Source organism: Aeromonas sp. D3, assembly GCF_027705025.1.
Taxonomy (GTDB): Bacteria; Pseudomonadota; Gammaproteobacteria; order Enterobacterales; family Aeromonadaceae; genus Aeromonas; species Aeromonas salmonicida.
Genome location: NZ_JAPDBE010000020.1, coordinates 52,430 through 64,154, shown reverse-complemented (window position 1 = coordinate 64,154; position 11,725 = coordinate 52,430). Strand labels below are relative to the sequence as shown.

Annotated in this window: 7 protein-coding genes; all 7 read right to left on the bottom strand. The window is 54.7% G+C overall.

The genetic code is table 11. From position 1 onward, the window contains the following. Positions 1–1,982 (bottom strand): retention module-containing protein (locus tag OKC28_RS13080; RefSeq protein WP_270689604.1); only part of this gene is annotated, 1,982 nt, incomplete at its 3' end. Between the two features lie 266 nt (positions 1,983–2,248). Further along, entirely contained in the window at positions 2,249–4,174 is a 1,926-nt protein-coding gene (locus tag OKC28_RS13075; RefSeq protein ID WP_270689602.1) for an EAL domain-containing protein, read from the bottom strand. 3 nt (positions 4,175–4,177) lie between these two features. Continuing rightward, the gene (locus tag OKC28_RS13070) at positions 4,178–4,939 is read right to left on the bottom strand and encodes a transglutaminase-like cysteine peptidase (RefSeq protein WP_212540232.1); all 762 of its coding nucleotides are present in this window, start codon (positions 4,937–4,939) and stop codon (positions 4,178–4,180) included. A gap of 121 nt (positions 4,940–5,060) precedes the next feature. Next, entirely contained in the window at positions 5,061–6,386 is a 1,326-nt protein-coding gene (locus OKC28_RS13065; RefSeq protein ID WP_059113184.1) for a TolC family outer membrane protein, read from the bottom strand. Positions 6,387–6,421: 35 nt separating this feature from the next. Beyond that, complete coding sequence (locus tag OKC28_RS13060; protein ID WP_270689598.1) at positions 6,422–7,840, bottom strand: HlyD family type I secretion periplasmic adaptor subunit; 1,419 nt, start codon at positions 7,838–7,840, stop codon at positions 6,422–6,424. Further along, positions 7,833–9,977, bottom strand: coding sequence for a type I secretion system permease/ATPase (locus OKC28_RS13055; RefSeq protein ID WP_005314720.1), 2,145 nt, complete (start codon positions 9,975–9,977; stop codon positions 7,833–7,835). The genes OKC28_RS13060 and OKC28_RS13055 overlap by 8 nt, the downstream gene beginning before the upstream one ends. A gap of 400 nt (positions 9,978–10,377) precedes the next feature. Beyond that, positions 10,378–11,313 carry a TIGR01212 family radical SAM protein gene (locus tag OKC28_RS13050; RefSeq protein ID WP_270689595.1) on the bottom strand — a complete coding sequence of 312 codons (936 nt, stop codon included), beginning with the start codon at positions 11,311–11,313 and terminating at the stop codon, positions 10,378–10,380. Positions 11,314–11,725: the final 412 nt, after the last annotated feature.

Sequence of the window (11,725 nt, the reverse complement as noted above, 5' to 3'; positions counted from 1 at the left end):
GTCACTGTGTTGGTCAACTCCACCTGCAGCCCGGCGTCGGTCTCGGTACTCACCACGTTCAGTGCCTGCGCATTGAAGTCGATGTCATGGCCAGCCGTGACCGTCACGGTGAAGTCCTGATTGGCAGCACCCCCCTCGTCCGTGGTCCCCGCTACATTGCCATTCACTACCCCGCTCCAGTCCGCCGGCAAGGTAAAGCCCGGCACACCCGCCACGCTCGTACCGCTCCAGCTGTAACTGCCCACCGCGCCAGCCACCCAGCCAGCCCCCATCACCGCACCTTCCGGCACATTGCTCAGGGTCACCGTCACGCCGGTCACCTCTTCCGAGCCATCCGTATCCGTCGCATTGACACTCAACTGCGCCGCCAGCGACACCGCCACCGGGGCATCCGTTTCACCCAGCACCAGGCTGGTCGCACTGACACTGATGTCCCCTTCCACATTGATGGTCACAGTCCCGCTGCTGTTGGCGCTGCCCTCGTTGGTGGTTGCCACCACTGTGTAGCCTATCGGCGCACCGCTGTTGGTCGCGCTGCCCGCTACCCCGGTAGTTGAATAGTCCGCCGGGAACACCAGCCCAAACGCACCCGGCAAGGCCCCGCCGGTGACCGTCACCGTCAGCACGTTACCCACCAGGGTGCCCCCCACCGCCGTGGTCCCCGCCGGCAGGTTGTCAAAGGTGTACACCAGACTGGTCCAGCTCTCGGAGCCATCGCTGTCACTGATGGTCACTGTGTTGGTCAACTCCACCTGCAGCCCGGCGTCGGTCTCGGTACTCACCACGTTCAGTGCCTGCGCATTGAAATCGATATCTCCCAAAGGGGTAACATTGATGGTCAGCACTGAGGTAACTGTGTCTTCTCCATCGGTTACCAGATAGCTAACCGGTGGAACAGCGCCGGAAAAATCAGGAGATGGAGTAAACGAGAAACTGCCATCACTGTTAATAATCAGCGTACCAATCCCTTCTTGAGTCGTGATTGTTCCTGCCGCAATATCAAGCACATCCCCCCAGCTATAACTCACTACGCTGGCCCCCTGCGGCCCATCGGGATTCACTGAATTACTCAATACGTTACCCAAGACAGATGTGTCTTCTGCGATGGAGAACGCCTCATCACCATCACTCAGGTCATTTATCGGGTCTATGGTCAAGGTCAACGTAGAGGTCACGGTATCTACTCCGTCGGTTACCACATAGGTAACTGGCGGAACCACACCATCATAGTTGGGTGCAGGCGTGAAGGTGAAACTGCCATCGGAGTTGACGATGAGGCTGCCGACACCATCAATCGTGACGCTCGTACCGGCAGTCACATTGATATTGTCCCCCCAACTGAAGATCGGCACCGATGCAGCTTCAGGGCCATCCGTATTGACGGTGTTGGTGAGCACATTGCCATTGAGCACTCCACCCTCAGAAACCGTCAGCTGCTCTCCCTCATCACTCAATTCATTGGTCAGCAGTGGCTCTGCGAGTTGCTCTGTATCCACCACAGGCTCAGTTTGATAAGTGGTGTCAAATCCGGCTGCGGCAATGGTTGCATCACCCGTTCTATCAATGGTGACAAAACCGCCATTACCACTGGCACCGGCGACTCCACCAATGCCACCGCCCCCACCAGCAGCGGGCGCCCCACCAGCAGCAGATGCCTCAAAGTTTTGTGTCGGGTCGATACCTTGCAAGATCGACTGTTGCAATGCCGCGATTTCGGGGGAGGTAGCTGTGCCATCATCTGGCACTTGTTGCAATCCCGGTACAGGCACATCCGGGGCGGAGGAGTCTGGCGTGGTGGCCGTAGGAGAATCGTCATAGGGAGCCAATAACAGCTTGGCGTCATCTGCGATGTTGAGCCTGGCACCAGGCTGCAGAATTTCACCTTTCTGCAGCGGGCGGCTGCTACCATCAGCCAGCAAAATTTGAACATTGCCTTCAATAGAAGACACCACCACGGTTTTGTCGATCACTTGAGTACGCATATCCATTGCTCCAACATGACAGATCCTGATGTCTACACCATAGATACCCGTCCCCCTGGCTTCCGTTGCAAAAATGTATAAGGTTGGTTCAAACCAAGAGCAATGCCACTCATTAAATCGAAGGGTCTTTTTTATATTATTGAATCAATCACTTAATTGGGATTCGAGTAAAGCCTTAGCAGATTTACCATTAAAAAACCTCCATGCTTATTTATATTTCGCATAAAAAAAGGCCCCTATGGGGCCTCAGTGTTTATATTGATTGCTCAAGGCAAGGGAAATGCAGGGTGTACAAAGCCCTGATAACCGTCGATATGCAGCTTGGAAAGCAGCTCGACCTGATGCTGATCCTCAACACGGGTTGCGATGGTAGTCACACCTGCATTGTGGGCGGCGCGACAAACCGCGGCCAGGAAAGAGGTGTCTGCCCCCGGCTCCATGACCTGACTGGTATAACCATGGTCGACCTTGACATACGCCGGAGCCAGCTCTTCCAGATAACCCAGAGACTGGAAGTGACGACCATAATGGTCAACCCCCCACTGGAATCCATGTTCTTGCAAGGTATCCACCAGCGCGGTCACATGCTCCTTGTGCTTCATGATGGCGGCTTCCGGTATTTCAAACAGCAAACGATCCTTTAACTCTACATGGGTTGTCAGGTACTCCGTCAGCCAGGTCAGAAACTCGTCAGAACAGAGGGAACCTACCGTGATATTGATGGCCAGCACCAAGTCTGATTGCTGTTTAAGCAAAGGAACGCAGGCATCCAATACCGCCTGATCAAATTCACTCCCCAACTTGAATTGTTCGATGGCTGGCAAGAACTGGCCCGCAAAGTAGTCGGTTCCATCCCGCGAAATAGAGGCAAACAACTCGGCATGCAACCGCACCCCATTGTCGAATCGGCAGGCCGGTTGAGCCTTGAAGCGCCACAAGTGCCGTGAAATGGCATCTTGGACCAGATCGCGCCAAGCCAGGCGCCCCATCATTCCCTGATCTGTGCCCCCTTCCATGACCACGGCGCCACGGCGTTCGTTTCGGGCCTTGCCAAGCGCATTATCGGCTTTGGTCAGCAAGGCGGAGAGATCGTCATTGCCATCACGCCCCGCAATACCGATGACGGAAAGAGCATCTCCTTCACCCATCGGATTAACGACCAGGTCGGCAATTCGGCTGTTGATAACCTCCGCCAAGTCTTTCAACTGGGTCAGATCATCGGTTGGACAGAGCAGCGCATATTCAGTCGCAGAGATCCGCGCCAGAGCCGCACCATCCCACCCCTTCAGCTGATCCTTCAAGGTCTGGGCGATGGACTTGACCATGTTGTCCCGCGCGGCAAACCCCTCTTCGCGGTACAAATCATCGAGCATGTCGACCGCCACCAGCATGACACCACCTTGTCCTGCCTCGGCAATCCAGGCGTTGACTTGACCGACAAAATAGGCCCTGTTGCCCAGCCCGGAAACCGCATCCACATAGACCCGCTCCCGCAGTTTTTCAGCTTCATCGGCTTGCTCTTTGAACTGCAGTGCCAACTTGCTGGAGAGGGTATTGATGGCCTGCACCACCTGCTTCAATTCGTGGGTCTTGGGCTCTGGAATGGCGTGACCGAAATGGTGAAGTTCAATCTCAACCGCCTGCTCGCAAATTTGTTTGAGTGGCTTGAGCAGATAATTCAGTGCCCTCATCAGCAAAATGGTAGTGATTAAAAAACCGATCAGGAACCAGCTTGCCAGTTCGCTCATCCCCCGCCACAGCTCGTAATAGGCTTGTCCAGGGTGGCCCACCACTTTCAGTTTGCCCAGTTGCAGCCAGCCGGATGTCAGAATTGACTCGTTGGATACTTCGGGAAACAACCCCAAGCCGATAAACCATTGCGGCACGCCCTGAATGTTGCTGGTGTTCTCTTGCTCGATGACATCTTTGGACGCCAGCAGATCCAATCGAATCAACTGATAATAGCCGCCATCGAATATGGCCTGGATGACAGACTCAGCTCCCACCTTGTCACCGTTTTCCAAATACGGGGTCAGCGCCAACCCGAGCGAGGTAGCGGTATTGATGACGGTGGTTTCCTGCTGCTGGGCCAGATAGGTTCGGGTCGAATTGAACTGCACCCAATAGGTGGCTGCAAACAACAAGCCGAACAGGATCAACATGGTTGCCAATAATTGTCTGTAGAGCGTCATAGGTTAATCATCCAAATTCACCACAGGCCGAGCCAATCGCCCGGAAGTCATGCGATTGCGTAAATCAGTCCATAATCCCAAGCGTGACGACTGCCCGGCCAGTTCCCCTTGACCACGCGCCTTCATCAACCACAAGTGACTACCGTTAAAGCTGTATATCGGCACCAGATCCCTGCGCTGGCTGGCAGGACGGATCGAGCCGATCAAATTATCCAAAATCACAGGTTCGGAGGAAGGAGTGTCATAGTAGGCAACAACCATATGAAACTGGTTATAATCCAATGCCTTGACATACACCATCCGCATTTTCTCATCGGGAATGCCAAGCTCAAGCAGGGTAAAGTATTTTGAAATGCTGAAGTCTTCGCAATCACCGCCGGCCGCCCCCAGAAATTCCAACGGGGTGGCCCAGTAATCTTTCTTGCGCCACAACTTGATGTCATCAATGAAGCGCATTCGATTAAAAAACTGGTTTACCTTCTCCAGTTTCTGGCGTTCATTCAGCCCGGCTGCACGATTCTGCATGACCAGCGTACGCCAGCTTGTCACGCGCTTGCCTGCCCTGGCCCCATAGGTTTCCTCGGCGCGCTGGACCAACTTGAGGTCTTCGGGTGTCAAAGGTTGACTGGCGGAGAGGAGGAGCGGAAGCGAAACCAGCAACAACCACAGTGAGTAACGCAGCCAGCGAGCGCGCAAAAGCAGACCCAACCCAGAGGCTGACGCCCTGCTGCAACCGCTTGCCTTCCACCACACCGTCACACTCATCCCATGGGCATCCAATGACTGTCACTGCACCGGCCAGGCATCAGACCGTTAGAGACAAGGGATGGTGGCAGCACAGCTGCGACCATCCCTTTCACTCGCATCAAACCTGATGCGTTCTCCATTACCGTTTGGCTTGCCATTCGGCCGGCTGCTGCACGTTAAACGCGTTGAGCAAACTGCCTGTCGCGTTGAGGATGCGGTAATCCGCCAGCAGGGCGTCATACTCGGCCGTGATGTAACTGCGGCGCGCCTCGAACAGTTCGTTCTCTGTGTTCAACACGTCCAGCAAGGTACGCTGACCCAGACCAAACTGCTTCTTGTACGCCTGTACAGTGTCATAGCTGGCGTCAACGTGCTCTTTGAGGAAGGTCTTCTGCTTGGTCAAAGACTCTTTGGCGTTCCAGGCCAGACGCGTTCCCTCTTCAACCTGACGGAAGGCATTCAGGTGAATGTCTTTCGCCTGGGAGTACAGGGATGAAGCAGCCTTGCTCTCTGCCAGATCAGAACCACCGCGGAACAGGTTGTAACGCATCCGAACCATGGCAGTCAGATCATCGTTGCGTCCCTTGACCGCATCGATATCCTCATTCCAGTTCTGATCCACTTCGAACGTGACGTTCGGATAGAAGCCGGATTTGGAGCCTTCATGCTGATACTTGGCCGCTTCGATATCCTGCAGGGAAGAGAGCAGGGTCGGATGCACTTCGGTGGCCGTTTTCAGCGCGGCATCCAGACTGGCTGGAATGAACTGTCCATCGGGAACCGGTTGTACCAGATCCTTGGGCATCTCGTTGACAACGCGAATGAATTCGCTCTCGGCATCGCGATAGTTGTTCTCGGCAGCAGCCTGGTTGGCATAGGCTCTGGCAACCCGACCATCGATCTGGGTCTGGTCCGCAGTCGAGCCCAGGCCAGAGTCGGTCCGCTTGCTGATGTCGCTGCGGATCTGCTCATGGGTTTCCAGGTTCTGCTTGGACAGCTCCAGGATCTCCTGCTGACGCAACATGTTGAGGTAAACCTCAGCCACGCGCAGCGCCGTGTTCTCTGCCTCGGAGATCATGGCCAGACGCTGGGCGCTGGCTTCGGCATCGGTCCGGGCCACGTTGCTGCTGACATTGAAACCGTCGAACAGCATCTGGCGAAGACTGATCCCGGCCTCTTTACGGGTCATGGAGTCGTCAATATTGCTATTGGCGCCCGCGGCACGGGTGGAGGGGCTATCGGTCTTTTCATAACCGACACCACCGCGCAGATCGATAGTGGGGTAGTAACCACCTTTGGCTCCATCATGCTGATACAGTCGTGCCTGATAGAGATCAAAAGCTTCCTTGATTTTCGGATGGGTAGCCAGTGACTGTGCCACTGACTGTTCCAGCGTTTGAGCCTGGGTAAGGCCCGGGAACAGCACGGCGCCACTTACTAACATGGCAACAATCGTCTTCTTCATGGTATCTCCAGTCATGTTGTTTTTAGATTGTTGGCTTATCGTTCTCTCAGTGCCGACTGTTTCGCCCGTAATATCGGCTTAAGCAAATAGTCTAGGACACTTTTTTTACCAGTAATAATATCTGCACTGGCTAACATACCGGGGATGATGGGAAGTGCGTTAAGCTCATCGCCCAAGTAACTCTTCTCGGTGCGGACACGAACCAGATAAAAGGAGTTACCCTCCTCATCCTGGATCGAGTCAGCACTTATCTGTTCGACCTTTCCATGTAGTCCTCCATAAACGGTGAAGTCATAAGCAGTGATCTTGACCACGGCATCAAGCCCTGGCCGCAAGAATGCGATGTCTTTCGGGGAAACCTTGGCCTCTACCAGCAAGGTGTCTTCCAGCGGCACGATTTCCATCAAATCCATACCCGGTTGCACCACCCCACCCAGCGTATTGATCTTGAGTTTCTTGATGGTGCCTTTGAGGGGCGCAATGACGCTGGTCCTGTCGACCCTGTCTCGCAACCCGACCTGCCCTTCCGACAACTGTCTCAATTTACCCTGAAGTTCGTTGAGCTCGGTCTGTGAGTCAGCACGAAACTTCAATGCAATGTCGTTGCGCTTGGAGATACTTTCTCTCAGCACAGAGTTGAGTTTGGGAATAATAAGCCGGTTGCTCTCCAGCTCTCCCTGCATCTCGTTGACCTGGCGTTCCAGCTTGATGAGCTCTACCTGGGGGACTATCCCTTCTTTGGCCAGTGGACGACTGATGTTCAATTCCTGCCGGGCCAGATCGACACTGCGCCCGACGGTTCTTATCTTGGCATTGAGCTCGATCAGCTCCTGCTCTTTCTGCTCGATCTGCTGGCCAAGTATATAGAGCTGGTTATTCAGGCTATTAAGTCGTTCATCCTGAACCGACTTTTCACGGGCAGCATATTCGGCAAAGACATTTTCAAAGCCCTCGGGAAAGTCGATAGGCTGTTTGTCGATGAGCACCTGCTCACGCCAGCTCAGGTTCGGCCCTGTCTTGACCACCACGCTCTTTATCTCGGCTCTTAGCCGGGCAATGCCGCCCTTGAGGGTCACCAGCTCTTCTTCACGTTCACGGAAATCAGAGCGAAAACGGGTGTCATCGATACGCAGCAACGGCTGCCCTTCTTCGACTATGTCCCCCTCCCTGACGAAGATCTCCTTGACGATCCCCCCTTCCAGGTTCTGGATCACCTGCAACTGACGGGACGGGATGACTTTGCCCTGCCCGACCGTCACTTCATCCAGCTCGGCCCAGGCAGCCCAGACGATGGCGCTCATAAAGAACAGAAAACAGGCCCACAACAATACTCTGGCCCGGGTCGGAGTACTCAGCAGTACGGCAGCGGCGCCATCATCGACAAACTCCAGATGTTCGGGTGCGGGCAGCACTGTATCGGACGGCGACTTCTTGAACAGGCCAAACTTAGCCATTGGACGCCTCCTGCACTCGCACCTTGCCTTCCTTCAACTGTTGCAACACTACATCTTTGGGTCCATCTGCCACTATCTGCCCCTGCTCCACGACGATGACCCGCGATGCGACATCAAGCATGGAGGTCTTGTGAGTAATGAGGATCAGGGTAGTTTCCGGTCCCAGTCGTGCCAGCTCATGCTTGACCTGCATCTCTGACTGGTTATCCATGTTGGAGGTGGGTTCGTCCATCACCAGAATGGGGGGATCGTTGAGCAAAGCACGGGCCAGCAGGATCGCCTGACGCTGACCGCCGGAGAGCTGACGTCCCCCTTCCCCTATTTGTCTGTCCAGACCGTTCGGGTCACGGTTGGTAAAGTTGGTGACACCGGCCCGTTTGGCCGCACGCAGCACCCGCGCATCGTCCACCAGCGGATTGCCCAGCATGATGTTGTCACGCACAGAGCCAAAAAACAGGGTCACATCCTGGGGGACACAACCTATGTTGCGCCGGATCACAGATGCGGGCAGCTGATCCAGTTCAAACCCGTCGAGACGGACCGAACCATCTGTGGGTCGATACAACCCCATCAGAATCTTCTCGAGAGTGGTCTTGCCTGCCCCGATCCGACCTATGATGGCCACCTTCTCACCCGGCTCAATACGCAGATTGATATTGTGCAGCGTGCTCGTCTCCATCCCCGGATACTTGAATGACACATTATCAAATTCAATGCGCCCGGAGATGATGGGGTGGTGAATGTACTGCTTGCCTTCCTCCTGCTCACCCGGCGTCATCATTATTTTCTCCAGGATCTCCAGCGCGGACTTGGCCTGGTTGTAACGAGTGGAGAGCACGGAGAGTTGCACCATGGGTGCGATGGCGCGGCTGGAAAGCATGACGGCTGCAATCATGCCACCCATGGTGACCAGCCCTTCCGATATCTGGTAGACACCGACGATCACCAGCCCCACGGTTACCACCTGCTGGATATAGCTGGCCAGGGAGGACATGGAGTTGGTGATGCGGCGAGTCTGCACGCCCCAGGTAGAGATGTGGGATACAGCCTGTTCCCAGCGATGCTGGAACATGCTCTCTGCGCCGAAGATCTTGACGGTCTCCAGTCCGGAAATACTCTCGATGAGGTTGGCATTCTTCTGGGAGGCGAGGCGCGAACCCTCTTCGATGGATTGCTTGAGCGGCGCTTGAATATAGAAGCTGTAAATAATCAGGATCAGCATGGCGACGATGGGCACAACCACCATGACGCCGGCAAACAACCAGATAATGAAGAGGAAGAAGACCGCAAACGGCAGATCGATGAGGGTCGAGACAGTGGCCGAGGTGAAAAACTCCCGTACCGACTCAAACTCTTGCAGGTGTTTGGCAAAAGCACCGGTGGAAGCCGGTCTCGACTCCATCCGCATGCCCATCACCTTGGCGAAGATCTTGGCCGACAGCAATACATCGGATTTCTTGCCCGCAATATCAATGAAATAGCTGCGCAGCTGGCGCATCACAAAATCAAAGGTAAACACCACCATGGCGCCTACCGCCAGCACCCAGAGTGACTCGAACGCCAGGTTGGGCACGATTTTGTCATAGACGTTCATGGTGAACAGCGGACTGGCCACCGCAAACAGGTTGATCAAAATGGAGGCAATCAGCACATCCCGATAGATGCCGCGGGATTCAAACAGCGTGCTCCAGAACCAGTGACCATCACGGGTCTCCAGTACCTTGGGAGAGCGATCATCAAACTTGAACTGCTTTTTGACAAAGAAGAGCCGGCCCAGATATTCGTCACCCAGCTGGGCAACGCCGAGCCACTGGGCGGCATCACCCGCCTGAGGAAAAATCACCTTGCCCTGGGTTCTGTCTTCGTTCCACTCCAGCAGTATGCAGGCACCACCGTTTCGCATCTGCAATACGCAAGGCAGCAACAAGGATGAGATGTCGGCAAGGGGCTGGATCACTTCCCGTGCTGAAAGCCCCCCCCGCTCTGCTGCGCGGCTGAACAGGTTCGGAGTCAGCAAGCCGGATACCAGCGGCAGTCCGGTCGTCAGGGCATCCTTGCTGTTGGGCACGCCATAAAAACGGGTCAAAAAGACCAGACATTCCAACAGCTCATCAATACGGTTCGTTTCTGCTTGCATAGCATCCTGTCACTGCTTGAATAGGTCGGCCGTCATCATCACGCATCTGTGGTCACACATGGTTGCATGACGCGCGCACGCTCGTGGAATAAACATCAGGATCCCACAGCATAGAGATCAACAGCCTGATAAACGTTAAGCACAGGTAAATGACACTGGATATCATCATCAGACCTGAGAGGCATTACGCCCAAAGACGGTACGGCATGAAAGTGCTTGATAGCGACACAAGATGGCGCCATGTCTGATATATCCCGCCCAAATTGGAAACAATACACGCTTATTGATAATGATATCTTTTCCAAGCGGAATACTATATCAAGACAATTTTACCGAAACTATACCGCAAAGACTGAATTTCATCTAATAACCCTCTGTTTTTTTGACGAAATTTGATTGCTTACTCTATATGGTCAGGAAGGGAGAAAGGCCGTCCCAGACTGTGTCCCTGAGCACCGGAACGGGCCAGTTCACTAGCAATCCCGGCCATGGCTGTCCAGCGATTTTCGCACCAGACCGGTGCCAACAGGGTCGGTCGGCGGGCAGAGGCAGAGATGCGATGATAGACCACCTCGGGAGGGGTGTGCTGGATCATGGCCACTGCCGCTTCAACATATTGAGCCAGCGACAACACCTCCAGCCGCCCTGCCTGCCACGCCTTGCCGAGGGTGCTCCCCTCCACCACATGGAGCGGATGCAGCTTGATCCCCTCGACCCCGGTCGCCACGATGCGATGCAAGGTATCGAGGCTATCCATCGGCACCTCGCCCGGCAGGCCGACGATCAGATGGGCACAGACCTTGATGCCGCGCTGATGGGCCCGCGCAACCGCATCGGCATAGGCGGCGTAACCATGACCGCGATTGATGCGCTGCAAGGTCTTGTCATTGGCACTTTGCAGCCCCAGCTCCAGCCACACCTCATAGCCACGGGTCTGATACGCCGCCAGCAGGTCCAGCACCGCATCCGGCACGCAATCGGGTCGGGTACCGACACACAAACCCACCATGTCGCTGACTGACAACGCCTCTTCATACATGCGTTGCAGGTACTCGACCTCGGCATAGGTGCTGGTGTAGGCCTGAAAGTAGGCGAGATAGCGTTTGGCACGGGTCACTTCATCCCGGCGCGCCAACAGTTGCTGCACCACGGAAAGCTGCTGGGCCGACTCGTCGGCAAAAGAGGAGACATTGCAAAAAGTGCAGCCACCACGGCCCAGGGTGCCGTCCCGGTTGGGGCAGGTGAAAGCGCCGTGAATAGAGAGCTTGTGGATCTTCTGGCCGTGGCGTTGCTTGAGATCCTGACCGAATGTATTGACGAGTTCGTGTAACTGCATGACACCTCCGCTAAAGGAGCGTCATTGTACGAGCTGGCAAAAACAGGGCGCTGAGCTGGATCAAGGGAGGGGAAGGTCAGAAAACATATAAATATTCACCAATATCTGGATAAATATCAGCAAGCGGGTCGTTGTTGATGCTTTCGAAACCCTTACACCAAACACAGCATGCGCAATCCTGATGAATAACTGCTAGCTAACCACCTGTTAGGCAATGAAAATTCACACATAGACTGACTGACGACAAAAGCAAGACTCGTGGTGCGTAATTGTGATCTCTCCCCGCCACTTGCCTGAGGAATTGGTAAAATTACTACAAATCCCCTCCCCCACTGAGTCAACCAACAAAAGCCAACATATCAACATTAAGTGCTGTAAAAATAAAAAATGCCAGAGCAATCACCAATTCAAG